Origin of the sequence: Catenulispora acidiphila DSM 44928 (genome assembly GCF_000024025.1) — a bacterium.
Classification (GTDB): Bacteria; Actinomycetota; Actinomycetes; order Streptomycetales; family Catenulisporaceae; genus Catenulispora; species Catenulispora acidiphila.
In genome coordinates this window covers 8,679,611-8,697,686 of sequence record NC_013131.1, presented here as the reverse complement: position 1 = coordinate 8,697,686, position 18,076 = coordinate 8,679,611, and the positions used below count along the sequence as shown (strand labels likewise).

The following is an 18,076-nucleotide window of genomic DNA, read 5'->3' as shown; positions in this document are numbered from 1 at the left end:
CCCAGCCTCACCCGTTCAGCGTCCCGAGCGTGACCGTCGCCGTGTGCTTCGATCCGTCCGAAGCCGTGTAGTCCACCTTGACCTGCTGGCCGGGTGTGAGTGTCACCAGCACCTGGGACAGCGTTGTCAGGTCCGGCGTGGGTGTGCCGTTCACCGCGGTGATCACGTCGCCGACCTTCAGTCCCGCGGCGCCGGCGGCGCTGTTCGGCTCCAGTTCGGCGATGCCCACGCCGGCTGCGGCGCCGGTGTTGTCGACCACGCCGATGACCTTGACGCCGAGGGCGGCGCGGCCGGAGTCGGTGACCTTGCCGGCGGCGATCAGCTGGTCGGCGATGCGGGTCGCGGTGGCGGTCGGGATGGCGAAGCCGATGCCGGGGGCGGCGCTGTTGCCGAGTTCGGGGTTGAGGGCGGCGGAGGAGGGGATGCCGACGACCTCGCTGGACAGGTCGACCAGGGCGCCGCCGCTGTTGCCGTTGTTGATCGCCGCCGAGGTCTGGATGGCGTCGCCCACGGTGATGGCGGCGCCGCCCCCGGTGCCGTCGTTGGAGGTCACGGTGCGGCCCAGCGCCGAGACGATGCCCTCGGTCACCGTGCCGGTCAGTCCGAGCGGGCTGCCCATCGCCAGCACGATCTGCCCGACGCGCAGCTTGGTGGAGTCGCCGAACTTCGCCGGCCTCAGTCCGCCGCCGCCGTTGCCGACGCGGATCACCGCGAGGTCGCCGGCCGGGTAGCTGCCGACGAGAGTGGCGGTCAGCGGCTGGCCGCCGGTGGGCTGCGTGACCTTGAAGCTGGTGGCGGTTCCGACGACGTGCGCGTTGGTGACGATGTCGCCCTTGCTGTCGTAGACCACGCCGGAGCCCAGACCGCTGTCGGTGCTGATCTGCACCACCGAGGGCAGCACGTCGCCGACCATCCGCTCGTAGTCCGTCTGCAGCTGGTCCGAGCTCTGACCCGGCGAGGACGGCGCGGAGCTCGACGACGACGACGCGGCCGGCGAGGAGTCCGACGACTTCGCCGCCGAGGACCCGCATCCGGCCGCGGCCGACAGCAGCACGCACACCGCCGCAGCGGCAACACCCTTGTTCACGCGCTGCTTCTGCACGCCCCGAGGCCTGCGCAAACGTCGCCAGCGCCGGACGAGTGACCCCCGGCGTGTGACAGAATCCGGCGCGGACGGCAACTACAGGTGTGAGCGAGACGACGACGCAGCGACCCCAGCGCCCTCGAGATCAGCCGCGAACGGAGCAGACGCATCCGGGACGCCCCCGGCGGCCTGCCCCGGACCACGACCCCGCCGCCGGTTTCGAGTCCATGTACCGCGCCAACATAGACGCGGTCACCGCCTACTTCGCCCGACGCACCACCGATCCGCAGACGGTCGCCGACCTGACCGCGGACACCTTCCTCGAGGCGATCACCTCCTACTCCACCTTCGACCCCCGCCGCGGGACCGCGCGCGCCTGGCTGTTCGGCATAGCGCGCCGGACCTTCGCGCAGCACTGCGAGACCGACGCGCGCCACCGCGAGCGCGCGGTCCGGCTGGCGGGGCGCCGCGACCTGGCGGCGGACCACGTCGAAGAACTCCTCGACCGCATCGACGCCGAGCGGGAGGGCCGCGCCCTGGTCAGTGCACTGACCAAGTTGCCGGACCTGGACCGCCAAGCCGTCGAACTGGTCGACATCGCAGGCCTGAAGGCCAAGGAGGCGGCGGCTGTGCTCGGCATCTCCGCGGGCGCGCTCCGCATGCGGCTCATGCGCGCCCGAACCCGTCTACGCAGGGCGCACACCTCGCGCCCGGATTCCGGAGTGACATCATGACCAAGTTCGCCGACCACCTCTTCGAGGACCTGATGGCCGAGCACGGAGCCGAGCTGGCCTCGGCTTCCGCGCCCGCCGCGGACCACCGCCGCTACGCCCGACCCGCCTGGGCCACCGCCGGAACCGTGGCGGCGGCCGGCGCCGCGGCCGTCGGGTTCACCGTCTTCGGCAGCACCGCCTCGGCCTACGCCGTGACGGACAACCACGACGGCACCGTCACCGTCTCGGTCAGCAAGGCCGAGGGCGTCGCCGGCGCCAATGCCAAGCTGCACCAGATGGGCGCCGACGTGGTGGTGCTCAAGGCCACGCCCGGCTGCCCGTCGCTCAGCTCCTTCGCCACCCCCGGCCTGGCCGGCGGCAAGACGTCGCTGAACCTGAAGTTCGGTCCGAACGGCCAGGACACGATCACCGTCCAGGCCTCGGGCCTGCCGAAGAACGCCACGACGCTGATCGCGTTCGGCTTCGACGGCAGCAAGGCGCAGGCCGGCGGGGTGCTGACCGACAAGCCGGTGCCCTCCTGCGTCAGCATGCCGGCCGAGCCGCCGAACGGCGCGGTGACCGGCACCGACGGCGGCGGGCTGGGCCACGTCGACGGCAACGGTCAGGTGCTCAGCACGCACCAGGGCTGAGCCGAGGCGTCAGGGCAAGCCAGGCGCCAGGGCAAGCCAGGCATCAGAGCAAAGATATGAAAAGTGGTGGGCGCGCTCAGCCGAGCGCGTCCACCGCGCTGTCCACTGCCCTGTCCACCGCGCTGACCACCACATCGTCCCGCGCCGGAACAGCCGCGACCTCGCGGTACCGCTCATGCGCCGTCTGCCGCGTGACCCCCAGCGCGTCGCCGATCAGCTCCCAGCTCAGCTCCCGCGCACGCGCCGCACCCACCGCGACGGCGATCTCCGAGCCGATGCGCGCCTGCGTGACCCGCAGGGCTTTGACGACCGCCAGCGGCCGCGCGTCGTACTCGCCTTCCTTCCGCGCCGTCTCGAGCGCGTCGGCCAGGCCTTCGGCAGCCTTGGCGACCGTGAGGAAGTAGACCGTGACGTCGTCCATGTGGACGTCCCACAGCGCCCGCGCCGCATCCTCGGCCTGCGGGTCGTAGCCGACGCGCTCGCCGCGCCAGCCGCACACGCACGCCGGCAGCAGCCACGCCGGCTCGACGCCCGGATCCTCCGCGCCGCTGCCCGGCGACCACCAGCCGTCTCGGAACTCCATCTCAGACCACTGCCCGCCGGAGCCGTAGGCCGGGATCACGCCGTTGCCGAGCACCCCGACCGCGTGGCCCTCGTGCTCCTCGTCGGGAACTCCCTCGTAGAGCCAGCCCATCGCGCACTCCTTCGATGTCAGGTTTTCCTTACGCGAGACTGTATGGGAATCCTGACATAGGGGCAAGGGCTGCCTTCTTCTCGTTAAGGACCTTTCACAGACTCTTGACGACCTCGTCGCGGGATGAGTAGCGTACGCCCCGATCTCGTTAGGAACCTTTCCTAATTCCATCGCGCACCGCTCGAAGCACCGTCGCTCCTGTGTCATCCGCCAAGCCCACGAGGAGTCGGGCATGAGATCCATTGACACGATCCGCACACGCCGCTCTGCGACCCGCGCCTTCGGGGCCGCCGCTCTCGTCTGTACGGTCCTCGCCGGAACCGTCCAGATGGCGACGGCCGGCAGCAGCTCGCAGAAAGCCCTGAGCACCCGCCTCGCCGCACCGGTATCCGCCGCCGCGACCGTCACTGATCCCTCGACCGGCTCGTCGGCGGTCCAGAACCTCGGCGCGACCACCGGCTGGAAGGTCCTCACCAGCGCCACCGCCACCCAGACCGGCGCCCAGATCTCCGCCCCCGGCTTCTCCACCTCCGGCTGGCTCAGCGTCGCCAACGACGGCGGCGGAGCACCGGGCACGGAGATCAATGCTTTGCTGCAGAACGGTTCCTGCCCGAACGTCTACTACTCCACCGACATGAAGACCTGCTTCGGGCAGATGACCAAGGTCGGCGCGGAGACCATCGCGCAGTTCTCGGTCCCGTGGTGGTACCGGACCGACTTCACCGCGCCGGCCGGCGGCCAGGGCGCCCGGCTGATCCTGAACGGGGTCGTCGGGACGGCCGACGTGTGGGTCAACGGCACGGAGGTCGCCACCTCCTCGACCGTCACGGGGGACTACGACAAGAGTGTCTTCGACATCTCCTCCAAGCTCCTGAGCGGCACCAACTCGCTGGCCATCGAGATGCACCCGAACAACCCGGGCTCGATGCTGACGCTGGACAACGTCGACTGGAGCCAGATCCCGCCGGACAACAACACCGGCATCCAGTTCCCCGTGCAGCTCGAGGCCGGCGGTCCGCTGATCGTCGACGACGCGCACGTGGACCAGAGCACCGCGGCGAACCTGTCGAGCAGCGCGCTGACGGTGAAGGCCTCGGTGGTCAACGTCTCCGCCGCCTCGCAGACCGGCGCGGTCACCGCGACCCTCACCCCGCCCGGCGGCGGCACGCCGGTCTCGGTGACCCAGAACGTCACCGTCGCCGCGCACGCCACCTCGGCCGTCACCTTCGCGCCGGCGAGCTACCCGGCGCTGACGCTGTCCTCGCCGAAGATCTGGTGGCCCTACCAGATGGGCGCCCAGCCGCTCTACACCCTGAGCACCTCGGTGGCGCAGAACTCGACCGTCCTGAATTCGACCTCTGAGACGTTCGGCATCCGCACCGTCACCTCCAGCCTCGTCGGAGCCGGCGGCGCCTCGCCCGACGGAGTCCGCCAGTTCGGCATCAACGGTCAGCCGCTGGTGATCCGCGGCGGCGGCTGGGACCCGGACCTGTTCCTGCGCTACGACCCCGCGGACACCGCGCAGCAGATCGCGCTGATGAAGTCCATGGGCCTGAACGCCATCCGGCTCGAGGGCCACTTCATGCCGCCGGACTTCTACCAGCAGATGGACGCCGCCGGAATCCTGATCAACGTCGGCTACCAGTGCTGCGACGAGTGGGAGAAGAGCGGCTCGGCCGGCACGGTGTACCAGAACACCGCGGCGACCCAGGGCGCGATCTGGCGCAACCACCCGAGCATCTTCAGCTTCCAGTGGAGCGACAACGCGCCGACCTCGACGCAAGAGACCCAGGCGCTGAACGGCTTCGCCTCGGCCGACTACCCCGGTCCGTTCATCTCCTCCGCCGAGTACAACTCGAGCCCGCAGCTCGGGACGTCCGGGGAGAAGGAGGGTCCTTATGACTGGGTCCCGTCGAACTATTGGTACGACACCACGCACTCCCCGTCCGGCGACTCCACGCTGACCAACGCCGGCGGCGCCTGGGGCTTCGACTCCGAGCAGAGCGCGGGCGACACCGTCCCGACGATGGACTCGCTCAACCGCTTCCTGTCGCCCGCCGACCAGTCCGCGCTGTGGCAGACCACCGCCGCCAACCAGTACCACGCGAACTACGAGGGCACCGGCCACAGCGGCTACTCCTTCGGCACGCTCTACAACCTGGACCAGGCCGTCTCCAAGCGCTACGGAGCCTGGTCGAGCCTGGCGCAGTACGTGGAAGAGGCGCAGGCGCAGAACTACGAGGACACCCGCGCGCAGTTCGAAGCCTTCATCGCCCACTCCACCAACGCCACGCAGCCCTCCACCGGCACCATCTACTGGCAGATGAACAAGGGCTGGCCGACGCTGCTGTGGTCGCTCTACAACAACGACTACGACCAGGCCGGCGCCTACTTCGGCGCGCAGGAGGCGAACCGGTCGCTGCACGCGATCTACACCCTCGACAACCACACCGTGACCGTCGACAACCTGTCGGGCCAGACACAGTCCGGCGTGACCGTCGAATCGAAGGTCTACAGCACCGCCGGCTCCGTGCTGGACGACCAGACCTCGAGCTCGCTGTCCCTGGCCTCGCAGAAGGTCCAGAACAAGGTGCTCACGCCGAAGCTGCCCACCGCCGCCGGCACGGTCTACTTCGTCGAGCTGCTGGTCAAGCAGAACGGCACCGTGGTCGACCGCAACGTCTACTGGGACTCCACCACGCCGGACGCCGTCAACTGGGGCTCGACCATCCCCTCCGGCGGCGGCAACCCGCAGGCCACGATGACCTCCTACGCGAACCTCACCGGCCTGCAGAACCTGCCCGCCGCCACGGTGTCCGCGACCGCCGCGACCAGCCGCCAGGCCGGTCCGAACGGTGCTGACAGCCTGGTCACGGTCACCGTCACCAACAAGTCCACGACCCCGGCCGTCGGCTTCCTGCTCCGCGCGGACCTGCGGCGCGGGACCGCTTCGGGCGGCGAGCAGTCCGGCGACAGCGAAGTCACCTCCGCGGTCTGGAGCGACAACGACGTCACGCTGTGGCCCGGCGAATCCGAGACGCTGACCGCGACCTACAAGTCCGCCGATCTGCAGGGCGCGACGCCGGTCGTGAGCGTGTCGGGCTGGAACGCGTCGAAGATCGATGTCGTCGCCGGCACCGGAACCGGTACCCCGAACGACTTCTCGATCTCGGACTCCCCGGCCTCCGGAAACGTGACTCAGGGTTCTTCGACCACCGCCACCGTGTCCACCTCGGTGGCCGGCGGGAACGCGGAGTCCGTCGCGCTGACCGCCTCCGGTCTGCCGACCGGTGCCACTGCGACGTTCAGCCCGGCCGCGGTGACGGCGGGCAAGTCCTCGACGCTGACCATCGCCGCCGCGGCGAGCACACCAGCGGGGACGTACCCGATCACCATCACCGGTACCGCGCCGTCGGCGACACACACCGCGAGCTACTCGCTGACCGTCACATCCTCGGGAGGCGGAGGCACCTGCACCCCCGCGCAGCTGCTCGCCAACCCGGGCTTCGAATCCGGCGCCACCTCCTGGACCCAGACATCCACCTTGGGGTTCACCCCGATCACCAAGGCCACCTCGGCTGAGCCGGCGCACGCCGGTTCGTGGATCGCCTGGTTCAACGGCAACGGCAGCAAGGACACCGACACCGCCGCGCAGAGCGTGACGATCCCGTCCGGGTGTACCGCGTCGCTGTCCTACTGGCTGCACATCGACACCAGCGAGAGCACGACCACCGCGAAACCGGACACGTTCACCGTGCAGATCCTGAACTCCTCCGGGACCGTGCTCGCGACCGTCGGCTCGTTCTCGAATCTCGACAAGGCCTCCGGCTACACGCAGCACACCGCCGACCTCTCGGCCTACGCCGGGCAGACGGTCACGGTGAAGTTCACCGGCACGGAAGCCGACACCAGCGGCGGCACGACCACCTTCGTGGCCGACGACACCGCCCTGCAGACCCACTGACGTCCCCCACCCCCGGCAGAAAGGAACGAGAACTGTGAAGCGCCGCTCCCAGCGCGTTCTCAGTCTGGCGACCGGAATCAGTACCCTGGCAGGATGCGTGGCACTCGCTGTCGCGCACACCTCCGCGGTGCAAGCCGCCGGCCCGAACTACGCCTTCCCCCAGCACCAGACCTACAAGGTCGGCGTCATGCCGTCGGCCTCCCAGGCCACGCGCGACGCCGCCGTGGAGAAGCAGTACGACTCGTGGAAGGCCTCGTACCTCGTCCACGGCTGTGCCAGCAACGAGTACTACGTGTCCACCAAGGGCGACGGTGACGCCACCAACAACGGCCCGGTCTCCGAGGGCCAGGGCTACGGCATGAACATCGTGCCGCTGATGGCCGGGTACGACGCCAACGCGCAGGCCGAGTTCAACGGTCTGTGGCAGCTGGTCAAGGACCACGAAGACCAGTACGGCATGATGCAGTGGCAGCTGGACGGCAAGACCTGCAAGTACTACAGCGGGGGCACGCCGGACGGCGCCACCGACGGCGACCTGGACATCGGCTACGGCCTGATCCTCGCCGACAAGCAGTGGGGCGGCTACAGCAGCGACGCCAAGACGTGGCTGAGCAACTTCTACGCCCACAACGTGGCGCCCGACGGCCACCTCAAGTGCGAGGACGACGGCCCGAACACCGACACCCGGCCCTCGGACCACATGATCGACCACCTCCGGGCGTTCGCGGCGTACGACCCCTCGCACGACTGGAACAAGGTCATCACTCGGACCGAGGCGGTCGACAGCTCGCTGGTGACCAACTACTCCGCCGCCAACGGCCTGCTGCCCGACTTCGTCGTCGGCGCCAACGGCACGCCGAAGCCGGCTCCGGCGAACTACCAGGAGAACCAGCCGGACAACATCGTCGGCTACAACTCGATCCGCGTGCCCTGGCACATGGGGACGGACGCGCTGCTCAACGGCGCCACCACCGCGGCGTTCGAGCTGAGCGACGCGCAGAAGTGGTCGGCGTGCGCCAAGAAGGTCTCCGGCGGCAAGCCGGGCAACGTCTACCCGCACCTGAACCTGAACTGCACCGGGCAGAACACCTCGGACGTCGCCGAGGAAGCCGGGGACTCCATCGGCCCGTCCGCGATGGCCGCGGGCGACCAGGCGTGGACCGACACGATCTGGAGCTTCCTGCAGACCAACCCCTACGGTGACGGCTACTACGGCGAGTCCATCAAGACGCTGGTCATGATTGTGATGGCCGGCGACTACTGGAGCCCGGCTTCGGCCTCGACCCCGCCGCCGCCCGCCAACGACTTCTCGATCTCGGCGTCCCCGGCGTCCGGTTCGGTGAGTCAGGGTTCTTCGGCGACGGTGTCGGTCGGCACGGCTGTCACGGCCGGATCGGCGGAGTCCGTGGCGCTGTCGGCGTCCGGTCTGCCGACCGGCGCGACGGCCGGCTTCAGCCCGGCTTCGGTGAACTCCGGAGCCTCCTCGACGCTGACCGTCGCGACATCGTCGTCGACCCCGGCGGGGACGTACGCGATCACAGTGACCGGGACGGCGTCCTCGGGCTCGCACTCGGCCACGTACTCGCTGACGGTCACCACCGTCGGCGGCGGAGGCGGCTGCACTCCGGCGCAACTGCTGGTGAACCCCGGCTTCGAGTCCGGCGCGGCGACCTGGACCCAGACCTCCACCCTCGGGTTCACGCCGATCACCAAGGCGACCTCGGCCGAGCCGGCGCACGCCGGTTCGTACGTCGCGTGGTTCAACGGCAACGGCAGCAAGGACACCGACACGATCGCGCAGAGCGTGACGATCCCGTCCGGCTGCTCGGCGTCGCTGACCTACTGGCTGCACATCGACACTACGGAGAAGACGACGACGGCGAAGCCGGACACGTTCACCGTGCAGGTGCTGAACTCCTCGGGCACCGTGCTGGCGACCGTGGGTTCGTTCTCCAACCTGAACGCGGCTTCGGGCTACTCGCAGAAGACGGCCGACCTGTCGGCCTACGCGGGCCAGACCGTCACGCTGAAGTTCACCGGCAGCGAGACCGACACCAGTGGCGGGACGACCAACTCAGTGATCGACGACACCTCGCTGACGACGTCCTGAGCCACACCCTGACCACACCCACTCCGACGAAGCGAGTCACATCCTGAACCACATCTGAATCGGGCGACACCGGCCCCGGCGCTTTGAGGGAGGCGTCGGGGCCGGCGCCTGTCCGCGTGCGCTCACTGCTCCACGAAGTAGTGGTCCCGCTCCAGGTCCTCGATCAGACCCGGGTGCTCCGGCTCCCAGCCGAGGATCTTGCGGGTGGCCTCGTTCGAGGTCGGGTTGTCCAGCCCGATGAACCCGCCGAGGAAGCCGAAGTACGCGGCCGTGTCGTCGGCGCCGATCGAGGCGGTCGGCACGCCGAGCCGCCTGCCGATGGTCTCGGCGATTTCGCGCAGGGCGTAGCCCTCGTTCTCGACGCCGTGCAGGCGGGAGCCGCCCGGCGCGGACTCCACGGCCAGCCGGTAGATCCGCCCCGCGTCCCGGGTGTTCAGGCCCGGCCAGCGGTTCGCGCCGTCGCCGGGGTAGCCCGCCACGCCCTTCTCGCGGGCGATGCGGATCAGCGTCGGACCGAAGCCGTGGTGGTCCAGGTCGCTGTGGACCAGCGGCGCCAGGCGCACCACGGAGGAGCGGACGCCTTGATCGGCCAGGGCGATGACAGCGTTCTCGGTGTCGATGCGCGGACCGGCCGGCAGCGTGTGCCGCTCCAGACCGATCTCGCCGGGAGCGGCCATGGCCAGCATCAGCGTGCCGGCGGTGGCCACCAGCGGCTTGCCCGTACCCGCCAGCCGCTCACCCATCGCCTTGACAGCGCGCAGATCCTTCGCCGCGGCCTCGGCCATGTCCGAGAAGGAGTGGTCGTAGGCGAGGTGGATCACGCCGTCGGCGGCGGCGAGGGCGTCGAGGTAGCCGTCCGGGTCGAAGACGTCGCCGCGGTGCACCTCGGCGCCCCGGGCGGCGACCCGCTCGGCCGCGGCGTCGCTGCGGGCCAGCCCGACGACCTGGTGTCCGGCCTGGAGCAGCTCGGGGATGACGGCGGAACCGATGTGTCCGGACGCGCCGGTGACGAAAACACGCATGAAGGCCTCCCGGGCCAGTGATGACAGTTTCTGACATCACTCACGCTAGCACTGATGTCAGCCGCTGTCATCATCTACCATGGCACCATGAGTCGCTGGCCGTCGAACCCCCGAGGACGTCTCGAACAAGCCGCCATGGACCTGTTCGTCGAGCGCGGCTACGACCAGACGACGGTCGCGGAGATCGCCGAGCGCGCCGGCCTGACCGAGCGCACCTTCTTCCGGCACTTCAGCGACAAGCGCGAGGTGCTGTTCCAGGGCGGCGAACTCCTCCAAGAGGCGATGGTCCAGACCCTGGCGGGAACCCCGCCCGAGGTCGGACCGTTCGACGCGGTCCGCGCCGCCATCACCTGCGTCGCGACCTTCTTCGACGAGCGCCACGACCGCTCCCAGCTGCGCCAGGGCATCATCGACGCGCACCCGGAGCTGCAGGAGCGCGAGGTCGCGAAGATGGCGAAGATCGCCGGGGCGCTCGCCGAGGGTCTGCGCGCTCGCGGGGTCGGCGAGCCGGACGCCCGTTTGGCGGCGGACGCCGGGATCGCGGTGTTCCGGGCGTCGTTCGCGCAGTGGGTGCGGAGCGAGGCGGGGGAGATGGGCAAGACGATGGGGGAGTGCTTCGCCGCGCTGGAGAATCTGGTCGAATCCGGGCACTGATTCCCGCACTGCTTCCCGGCACTGATACAGGGCACTGATTCAGGGCACTGATTCCAAGCGCTGATTCCGGGCACTGTCTCCTAGACGACCTCGAGCACCAGCTTGCCCGTGGTCGAGCCCGACTCGATCCGCCGGTGCGTCTCGACGACCTGGCTCAGCGGCACGGCCTCCACCTGAACCCGCAGCGTCCCCTCGCTCGCGGCCCGTACCGCGCGCCGCAGCGCCTGTCCGGCGCGATCGGGGTGGACGGCGGAGTACGCGGCGAGGTTGAAGCCGGAGACCGTCTTGTTGCTGAACCACAGCTCGTTGGCGGAGATCCCGACGTCCTCGGCGCCCGAGGCGTTGCCCATGACGACCAGGCGGCCCAGCGGTGCGAGCCGGTCCAGGCTCCCCTGGCGCGCGGGACCGCCGACCATGTCCACGACGACGTCGAACTGCCCGGCGCTGGCGAGGTCATCGCGCAGGATCACCTCGTCGTAGCCGAAGCCGCGAGCCGTCTCCACCTTCGCCGCGCTGCCGACCGTCCCGACCACCCGTCCGGCGCCGAGCAGGCGCGCGACCTGTCCGAGCTGGCTGCCGACGCCGCCGGCGGCCGCGTGCACCAGCACGCTCTCGCCCGGCGCGAGGCGGGCGATCTGGTCCAGGACGAGGAAGGCGGTGGTGCTGTTGGAGGGGAGTGCGGCGGCGGTCGCCAGGTCGAGGGCGGATCCTGGGTCGAGGTCCGTGCTTTCGGCCAACGGCGCCACCAGATCGGCGGCGGTGACGGCGACCTCGGCATACCCGCCGCTGTCGACGATCGTCAATGCCGCCACCGGCTGCCCGACCGTCAGACCGCTGACTCCCTCCCCGATCGCGCGCACCCGCCCCGAGACCTCGATCCCGGGCACGAACGGCAGCGGCACGTCCACGACCCCGCGCCGGTACAGCACCTCGGCGAAGTTGGCTCCCGCGTACGCCACGTCGATCGACACCTGCCCGGCGCCGGGTTCGGGGACCGCCGTCACCACCTCGCGCAACACTTCCGCGTCGCCGAACTCGGGGATGACGACTGCCTTCATCTGCTCTCGCTCATTGCTCATGACGATCATTCTGGCGACAGGCCGAGCCGCGACAGGAGAGCCGGTTCATGCTGGGCTTGGCACCACCAGGCTCCACCGTCAGGCTCCACCATCGGGCTCCGGCGGGGTCACATCGCCGGTCCCGAGGCCTCTGGCACCACCGCCAGGGCGACCACGCTGCCCTCCGGCGGATCGCCGTACTGCTTCCAGATCCCGTTCAGCTCGTGCTGGTAGTACAGCGACTGCAGCCCGGCGAAGAACACCAGGATCAGCCCGATCAGCCCGCTGCAGCTGCCCGGCAGCCCCGCCGCCCGCTGCATCGCGGCGATGCGCTCGCCGGTCCGGTAGACCGAGACGAACGGCGGAACGATGATGACCCACCCGATCGTCACGGCGAGCAGCGCCAGGACCGGATTGACCTCGATCCGCCGGTCGAAGTCCCGCGCCTCCCGGTTGACCTTGTAGTACCAGACCAGCGAATAGATCCCCAGCGTGATCAGCGGCCAGACGAGCCAGACCAGCAGGATGTTGCGGTGTTTGCCGACGCGACCGTTCACCAGGGCTCCAGGTGCGGGTGAGGTGTGGTTCCCGGCACTCGTGCCCCACGCGTCCGGCGGCGAAGCCGTGACTGGTCCGCATGGGTTACCGAGCAGGCGGCGCGGTGGCGGAGCACATGCTCGTTAAGGGCATTGACGAGCCTCCGTTCGTCTCCTATCGTGTGCGCCGTTCACCTACATAATGTGTGTTCATGTACGTGAATTCATTCGCTCGGCACTTTTCTTGCTCCGGTACCCCACACCTCTGCCCACGCTCAGGCCCGGAAAGGAAGTTCCGCAATGCCCACGCCCACGCCCACCGCTTCACCCCGCATGCTCCGCAAACCACGCCGCCGATCCGCCAGGTCCTTCGCCGCCGCGTTCGGCAGCGTCGCGCTGACCGTCGCCGGCACGAGCCTGATGCTGGCTCCGGTCGCCTCCGCCGGAAACGCTACCGGCCAGGTCACCGGCTACCAAGGGCTGTGTCTGGACGACCGCGGCGGCTTGACCGCCAACCTCAATCCCGTCCAGGTCTACAGCTGCAACGGCACCACCGCGCAGCAGTGGACTGTCAACAGCACCGGCAACACCTTGCAGGTGCTCGGCAAGTGTCTCGACGTGCACTCCGCCGGCACCGCCAACGGCACGACCGTCGACCTCTACGACTGCAACGGATCCGGCGCTCAGGTCTGGGTCCCGCAGTCCAACGGCGAGCTGCTGAACCCCAACTCCGGCAAGTGCCTGGACGACACCGGCCATGGCGGCTCCGGGACCCAGGCGCAGATCTGGAGTTGCACCGGCTCTACCAACCAGCAGTGGACGCTGCCCACCGGTAGCGGTGGCGGTACCGGTCCCGGCGGACTGAACCCCGGCGTCGCGCCCGGAGGCAACTTCGACCTCTCGCTGTGGGAGCTCCAACTGCCCACCGGCTCGGCGGGCTCGCCCACCACGATCCTGCCCGCGCAGCTCGAAGGCGCCAACGGCTATCAGAGCCAGTACTTCTACACCGACTCCACCGACGGCGCGATGACGTTCTGGGACCCCGAGAACGGCGTCACCACCCCGAACTCGAACTACTCGCGCTCGGAGTTCCGCGAGATGACCTCCAGCGGCGCGGCAGCCAACTGGTTCGCGGCCGGCACCACCAACACCCTCAGCGCCACGCTGAAGGTCACGCAGGTCCCCGACCACGTCTGCGTCGGCCAGATCCACCTCGGCTCCGGCGGTTCCACCAAGCCGCTGCTGGAGCTGTTCTACTACGCCAGCGGCGACATCAAGATGGCCATCGAGCAGACCCCCGCCGGCGGCAACGAGGTGCTCTACGACGTCGGCACCGTCCCGGTGGGCACGCAGTTCAGCTACGTGATCGGACTCAGCGGCAGCACCATCAGCCTGTCGCTCAACGGCGGCGCGGCCCGCACCTGGACCGCCTCCTCCACCTTCAACGGCTACGGCATGTACTTCAAGGCCGGGGACTACGACCAAAGCTCCGGCAGCAGCTCCAGTGTCGGCGCCCGGGTCGGCTTCTACGCCCTGTCGATCCACCACAGCTGATCACCGCGGACGGCTGCGACCGGTGTGTGAGGGCTCTGCCTCACGCCTTCACCCACCGGTTCGGCGGTCACCGACCAACCGCGTCGAGGCGCCCGCCTCCTGCAGCCACATGCTCCCGCCGGGCGCCACCGCGATCGCCGGAACCCGGCGGCGCAGCAGGGAACCGCAGTCCACGTGCACCGGCTCGGCGATCGACCAGCCGTCCGGCGCGAGGCTGCGGCCGCTGACCGGCGGAAAGACGTGCAGCGCCACCACGTCGCGGTGCCGCGTGGCCCACAGGCACATGCCGAACCGCTCGGCGTGCTCCCCGCTGGAGAAGTACGCGGCGGGGAAGAGGTAGCCGACGTGGCCGAGGCCGGAGGCGGCGTCGGAGCGGACACGAAACGCAAGCCGGACCATGTAGTGCGGGGTCTTGGCGTCGATCGCGGGGGTCATCGGTGTATCGGCCATACAAGATGAGACGGCCGAACCGGCGATTCATGACGCCACTTCGCGCGACGAATTTCAGCGATCTCACTGATTCACCCGATTGGCAGGCTCACGATTCGCCTCCCTCGGCGGCAGTGTCCTGCTCCAGCGCGGTGGCCCACCGCTCCGACCAGCGGGTAAGACCGCGCAACTCGTCGCGCGCCTCCACGCCGAGCCGCGTGAGTCGGTAGGCGCCGGCCTCGTCGCGCTCGACGAGCAAGCTCTCCTGCAACTCCGTCAGCCGTTGCTGCAGAACGCTCGAGGACATCCCGTCGCACCGCTGCTGCAACGGCCGGAAGCCGAGCGGACCGTCGCGCAGCTCCCAGACGATGCGCAGAACCCAGCGCCGCCCGAACAGATCGAGCGCGGCCATCAGCGGACGTCCGCTGCTCGAGCCGCGGACCCGCCGTCCGGGGCGCGGGGGAGGAGAGTCAGGGGGAGGAGGAGCGGAAGGGCCGGTGTCGGGAGTCGTCGGCACGTCGAGTCGTCGCCCTTCCGTGAGCTGTCCGAGCGGGTGGCGCTTCGGAATCAGAAACACTACTCTCGCGGGAGTGCTTCTAAAATCGAAGCGTTCTCACTCTCCCTGCCGAACTCGCTGGGGGACGCCGAAAGGAGTGGCACGCCATGGCCGCTCGGATCCCACCGCTGTCGCCGCCCTACTCCGCCGAAGCCGCGGACCTGCTGGATCGCATGATGCCCGGCGACCAGGAACCCATCGCCCTGTTCCGCACCTTCGCCCGCAACCTCCCGATGGCCGAGGCGCTGCACGTCTGGGGCAGCCACGTCCTCAGCCGCCGCCTCACTCTCACCCTGCGCGACCGCGAAATCCTCATCGACCGCACCTGCGCGCGCTGCGGCTGCGAATACGAGTGGGGCGTCCACATCGCCCACTTCGCCGACCGCGCCGCCCTGACCGGCGACCAGATCACGGCACTGACCCACGGAACCAGCGCCGACCCCTGCTGGACCACCGACCGCGACCGCCTGCTTCTCGACGCGGCCGACGCCCTGCACGACGAGAACGACATCGACGACGCCCTCTGGACCCGCCTCGCCGCTGAGTTCACCGACGACCAGCTCCTCGATCTCCTGCTGGTGTGCGGCTGGTACCACGCCATCAGCTTCACCGCCCGCGCCGCGCGCCTCCCGCTGGAGCCGGGAGCGGCGCGCTTCGAGACAGCCTGAGCGGCATGGGTCAGTGGGACTGCTCGTCGGGCAGCGCCCACCGCCACACACAGGTCCGGATTCCCATGCCGCCCTCGGAGAGATACGGGACCGCCTGATTGGCGGCGCCGTCCTGCAGGGCACTGTCGTAGTTCAGGCACGCCTGCCGCGCGATGTCGACGGTGCCGCCGGTCACGGTGACCATCTCAGGGCACTGGGGACCGCGCGCGTGAGTCGGAGCGGGAAGCCCGTCGGGCCAGAACTGGGTTCCGAGCGCGGTGCTGACCGGGCATTCGTAGGCGACACGGACGGTGTTGCCGATGTAGGGAGCGCGGGCCTTGGCCGCGGTCGAGTTCTTCACCGCTTCGAGGGCGTTGTAGGCGGTGACGACCGGGGCGGGGTAGGCGCCGGAGGCCAAGCGCTGCGGGAGCGCGTTCGCACGCACCGTCTGGTACCCGCCGCCGGCGCCGCGGACCCCGAGCACGGTGTCGCCGACGTCGGTCATCGCCGAGCCGGCGGCGGCGGTGAGGACGGCCGGCAGGCCCGCGAGGTCCTTCTGGAGCCCGGTCAGCAGGCTCTGGAGATCAGCCGGAGCGAGGGTGAACCACATGGAGCCGTCGAGGACGACGCTGCCATCGGCATAGACGGCGATCTCGGCAGGCTGGTAGCCCAGCGAGCCGAACGGGCTGTTCCCGCCGACGGCGCTCACTTCGGCGACCCGTGCGCCGCGGATGGACACGGGCGGGACCGTGGTGAAGATGACCGGCGCCGACACACCGCCGGCGGGCGCCGAGGTCGAGGCCGATGTCGGCGGAGCAGAGATCGGCGTCCCGCTCGGCGACGGCGTGCCCGAAGGCGTCCCCGAAGGCGTCCCGCCCCCGGTCGCCGGACTCGGCGAACTGGTCGAAGTCCCGGCGGCCGGCGCCGAATGCTTCGCCGACGTCGACCCGCACGCCGCCGCCAGGCAGACGACCGCCACCACACACAGCCCGGCTCGAACCCTCGAAGCCATGCTTGTCCCCGCGCCCCGCATCGGACCCCCGGTCCCCTCGACGTGTCTCAGGGCTCGAGTATCGCGACCGCCCCGCACCAGCTTGCACCACCGGGTGCGCGACGGCCAGAGCGCGGGGAGCGGCCGGGCGTCACTGACCGTCGAATGACTGACGTTCCCGTGAGACAGGCGTCCTGGCGCCGCCGAGCGCCGGACCGGCCGCGAAAACAGTCCGAGTCATATGACGGAAGCCCGCTGCGACCAGCCGCTTTTAGCATGATCCACACGTGGGAGCCACGACGCCTCGCGAGGTGACATCAGGGAGGAGAGACGACGATGAACGGTTCCGGACCACGGCCGATCGCCACGTTGTGGGAATGGCAGGAATCCGCCGCCTGCCGGTCGGCCGACAGCGCGCGGTTCTTCTCGCCGACCGGCGAGCGCGGGTTCGCCCGCAGTGAACGCGAGCGGCTCGCCCGCGAGCTGTGCGACGTCTGCCCGGTGCGCGAGGAGTGCGCACGCTTCGCGCTGGCGATCGGCGAGGAGCACGGGATCTGGGGCGGCACGACCAGCCAGGAGCGCATCGCCCAGCTGCGCCGTCCGCGCGGTGGCCGGTCGCGCGCGGACATCGCGGCGGCGCGAGGCCGGGAAGCGGCTGTGCCGCAGGCTGAGGCGGCGTGATGACGATGGAGCCGACGATGGAGCCGCAGCCTTCGTTCGAGCCGCGCCAGCAGCCGGAGACCGTCCTGCTGATCGGCGGAACCTGCCTCACGACGCTGAACTGGCAGGGCTGGATATCCCGCTACACCGCGCGCGGTTACAGCGTCATCGCCACCGCCGCCCCGCTGCCGCCGTCCACCGACTGCCTCGGACCGCGCGACTGGGCACAGGTCGCCTCGGTCCTCACCTACTACGAACGCCTCCTGGTGACGATCCCGCAGCCGCCGATCCTGATCGGGCACTGCTTCGGCGGCGTGATCGCGCAGTTGCTGCTCGACCGCGGCTTCGGCGCGGCGGGCATCGCCCTCAACCCGCCGCGCATCCCCGAGCGCCGCACAAGGGTCTTGGGGATCGGCGCTCGCCCGCATCGCGGCGCCGAACCCCTCGCCGTCGACTATCGCTCCTCGTCCCGCGCACCGTTGCTGTTGGTCGGCGGCGGAGTGGACCGCCGCGTGCCCTCGGAGTCTGTCGAGGCGACCGCGCGCCGTTATTGGAAATCCGAGGCGGTCACGAGCTACCTCGAATATCCCGAAGGCTGCCACCACACCGTGCGGGCGCCGGGCTGGGAGACCGTCGCCGACGACGTCCTGGACTGGGCCGAGTTGTACACCCATCCCGAGCGGCTGACGTCCGCCGATCTCTGGAGATGACGAAGCCACCGGCCTCCCGGGGTCCTCGAAGGTTCCGAGGACCC

18 protein-coding genes are annotated in these 18,076 nt (G+C 69.9%); 10 read left to right on the top strand and 8 right to left on the bottom strand.

Going from position 1 to position 18,076, the window contains the following annotated elements:
• Positions 1-7: 7 nt before the first annotated feature.
• Positions 8-1,102 carry a S1C family serine protease gene (locus tag CACI_RS37055; protein WP_015796051.1) on the bottom strand — a complete coding sequence of 365 codons (1,095 nt, stop codon included), beginning with the start codon at positions 1,100-1,102 and terminating at the stop codon, positions 8-10.
• Positions 1,103-1,311: 209 nt separating this feature from the next.
• On the opposite strand from CACI_RS37055, the gene CACI_RS37050 reads away from it, so the two are divergent.
• The gene (locus tag CACI_RS37050; protein WP_015796050.1) at positions 1,312-1,818 is read left to right on the top strand and encodes an RNA polymerase sigma factor; all 507 of its coding nucleotides are present in this window, start codon (positions 1,312-1,314) and stop codon (positions 1,816-1,818) included.
• Positions 1,815-2,447, top strand: a complete 633-nt coding sequence (locus tag CACI_RS37045; protein ID WP_015796049.1) for a hypothetical protein — start codon at positions 1,815-1,817, stop codon at positions 2,445-2,447. Before CACI_RS37050 ends, CACI_RS37045 begins: the two co-directional genes overlap by 4 nt.
• A gap of 76 nt (positions 2,448-2,523) precedes the next feature.
• Here the strand turns inward: CACI_RS37045 and CACI_RS46615 are convergent, their stop codons facing one another.
• Complete coding sequence (locus CACI_RS46615; protein WP_015796048.1) at positions 2,524-3,141, bottom strand: hypothetical protein; 618 nt, start codon at positions 3,139-3,141, stop codon at positions 2,524-2,526.
• A 232-nt stretch (positions 3,142-3,373) separates the two neighbouring features.
• Between CACI_RS46615 and CACI_RS37035 the strand changes: the two genes are divergently transcribed.
• Together CACI_RS37035 and CACI_RS37030 are read left to right on the top strand one after the other, a co-directional pair.
• A complete protein-coding gene (locus tag CACI_RS37035) occupies positions 3,374-7,105 on the top strand; it encodes a glycosyl hydrolase 2 galactose-binding domain-containing protein (protein WP_015796047.1) in 3,732 nt (1,243 codons plus the stop codon).
• Positions 7,106-7,202: 97 nt separating this feature from the next.
• Positions 7,203-9,215, top strand: a complete 2,013-nt coding sequence (locus CACI_RS37030) for a glycosyl hydrolase family 8 (RefSeq protein WP_223297361.1) — start codon at positions 7,203-7,205, stop codon at positions 9,213-9,215.
• Between the two features lie 122 nt (positions 9,216-9,337).
• On the opposite strand, the gene CACI_RS37025 is transcribed toward CACI_RS37030, so the two are convergent.
• On the bottom strand, positions 9,338-10,237 hold the full coding sequence (locus tag CACI_RS37025; RefSeq protein WP_015796045.1) for an SDR family oxidoreductase: 900 nt from the start codon (positions 10,235-10,237) through the stop codon (positions 9,338-9,340).
• An 87-nt stretch (positions 10,238-10,324) separates the two neighbouring features.
• Between CACI_RS37025 and CACI_RS37020 the strand changes: the two genes are divergently transcribed.
• Positions 10,325-10,891, top strand: coding sequence for a TetR/AcrR family transcriptional regulator (locus tag CACI_RS37020; protein ID WP_015796044.1), 567 nt, complete (start codon positions 10,325-10,327; stop codon positions 10,889-10,891).
• An 80-nt stretch (positions 10,892-10,971) separates the two neighbouring features.
• Here the strand turns inward: CACI_RS37020 and CACI_RS37015 are convergent, their stop codons facing one another.
• Positions 10,972-11,949 carry a quinone oxidoreductase family protein gene (locus CACI_RS37015; RefSeq protein ID WP_015796043.1) on the bottom strand — a complete coding sequence of 326 codons (978 nt, stop codon included), beginning with the start codon at positions 11,947-11,949 and terminating at the stop codon, positions 10,972-10,974.
• Between the two features lie 128 nt (positions 11,950-12,077).
• Positions 12,078-12,506 (bottom strand): DUF4234 domain-containing protein, encoded by a 429-nt coding sequence (locus CACI_RS37010; protein WP_015796042.1) that lies wholly within the window; start codon positions 12,504-12,506, stop codon positions 12,078-12,080.
• A 279-nt stretch (positions 12,507-12,785) separates the two neighbouring features.
• Here CACI_RS37010 and CACI_RS53140 point away from each other — a divergent pair, with 279 nt between their 5' ends.
• Positions 12,786-14,039, top strand: coding sequence for a polysaccharide lyase family 7 protein (locus CACI_RS53140; RefSeq protein WP_015796041.1), 1,254 nt, complete (start codon positions 12,786-12,788; stop codon positions 14,037-14,039).
• 48 nt (positions 14,040-14,087) lie between these two features.
• Here CACI_RS53140 and CACI_RS37000 read toward each other — a convergent pair whose 3' ends face one another.
• A complete protein-coding gene (locus tag CACI_RS37000; protein ID WP_015796040.1) occupies positions 14,088-14,474 on the bottom strand; it encodes a hypothetical protein in 387 nt (128 codons plus the stop codon).
• 103 nt (positions 14,475-14,577) lie between these two features.
• Positions 14,578-14,880 carry a winged helix-turn-helix transcriptional regulator gene (locus CACI_RS36995; protein WP_015796039.1) on the bottom strand — a complete coding sequence of 101 codons (303 nt, stop codon included), beginning with the start codon at positions 14,878-14,880 and terminating at the stop codon, positions 14,578-14,580.
• A gap of 251 nt (positions 14,881-15,131) precedes the next feature.
• On the opposite strand from CACI_RS36995, the gene CACI_RS36990 reads away from it, so the two are divergent.
• Positions 15,132-15,692: a carboxymuconolactone decarboxylase family protein gene (locus CACI_RS36990; RefSeq protein WP_015796038.1), complete on the top strand. Its 561-nt coding sequence runs from the start codon at positions 15,132-15,134 to the stop codon at positions 15,690-15,692.
• Between the two features lie 10 nt (positions 15,693-15,702).
• On the opposite strand, the gene CACI_RS36985 is transcribed toward CACI_RS36990, so the two are convergent.
• On the bottom strand, positions 15,703-16,410 hold the full coding sequence (locus tag CACI_RS36985) for a hypothetical protein (RefSeq protein WP_143765540.1): 708 nt from the start codon (positions 16,408-16,410) through the stop codon (positions 15,703-15,705).
• 19 nt (positions 16,411-16,429) lie between these two features.
• Between CACI_RS36985 and CACI_RS36980 the strand changes: the two genes are divergently transcribed.
• The 3 genes from CACI_RS36980 to CACI_RS36970 all read left to right on the top strand — a co-directional run bounded on the left by CACI_RS36980 (position 16,430) and on the right by CACI_RS36970 (position 18,032).
• Positions 16,430-16,831 (top strand): hypothetical protein, encoded by a 402-nt coding sequence (locus tag CACI_RS36980; RefSeq protein ID WP_143765539.1) that lies wholly within the window; start codon positions 16,430-16,432, stop codon positions 16,829-16,831.
• Positions 16,832-16,998: 167 nt separating this feature from the next.
• Positions 16,999-17,343: a WhiB family transcriptional regulator gene (locus CACI_RS36975; RefSeq protein ID WP_015796035.1), complete on the top strand. Its 345-nt coding sequence runs from the start codon at positions 16,999-17,001 to the stop codon at positions 17,341-17,343.
• Positions 17,343-18,032 (top strand): alpha/beta hydrolase, encoded by a 690-nt coding sequence (locus CACI_RS36970; RefSeq protein WP_015796034.1) that lies wholly within the window; start codon positions 17,343-17,345, stop codon positions 18,030-18,032. Before CACI_RS36975 ends, CACI_RS36970 begins: the two co-directional genes overlap by 1 nt.
• The last annotated feature ends 44 nt before the right edge of the window (positions 18,033-18,076 follow it).